The sequence below is a fragment of the Dolichospermum circinale AWQC131C genome, assembly GCF_000426905.1.
GTDB classification, from domain to species: Bacteria; Cyanobacteriota; Cyanobacteriia; order Cyanobacteriales; family Nostocaceae; genus Dolichospermum; species Dolichospermum circinale.
In genome coordinates, this window is the sequence record NZ_APIY01000464.1 from 1 (window position 1) to 623 (window position 623).

Annotated in this window: 1 protein-coding gene and 1 pseudogene; both read right to left on the reverse strand. The window is 36.6% G+C overall.

Translation table 11 applies throughout. The features are described 5' to 3' along the window. Positions 1–191, reverse strand: a pseudogene (locus ACIR131C_RS21475) (glycosyltransferase); the annotation flags it as partial. Further along, positions 188–623 (reverse strand): asparagine synthase-related protein (locus ACIR131C_RS21480; protein ID WP_231395364.1); only part of this gene is annotated, 436 nt, incomplete at its 5' end. The pseudogene ACIR131C_RS21475 and the gene ACIR131C_RS21480, both read right to left, overlap by 4 nt.

The window sequence follows — 623 nt, forward strand, 5'->3', positions numbered from 1 at the left end:
TGGACAGGAACTTGTTGATAATTGATAAATTTTCCTAGAGGTACGTCTAATATATCTTCTCCATTATCATTAGTGGTGACAATTTCCGCATCAATATTATTTTTTCTTAAAGCTTTCACCATTTCTAAAATGGCTTGACTCGGACCGCCGCGAACAGTCGCAACTGAAGGAATTATATGGAGAACTTTCATGAGTTAATTTGCTCCCACCAATGGTTTAATATTGCTAAACTCCAACGACGATACCAAGGTTTAAGGGGTATATTTGGTGGGATATTTAGGTTTTGATGGACATTATGAAAATAATCGCCAAATTCACTATTCATCCAACTTTCAAAGGGAAAAGAAAAGCCTTTTTTCGGTCTATTTATTACCCAATCAGGTATTTCTGTAATTGCTTGTGTTAACAGTTTTTTCCCCTGTGCTAAACGAATATTACTAGGAATTGGTGCAACAGTTTCTAATAAAGTTTTATCCACAAAAGGAACACGCAATTCTAAACCCCAATTCATGCTCATTACATCGCTATCTCGTAGTAATTGATTACGCATATAACCACTTAGTTCTAAAAAGCTGACTTCATCTTCTGGGCTAGAACCCCACCCTAACCCTCCCTTTAGCAAG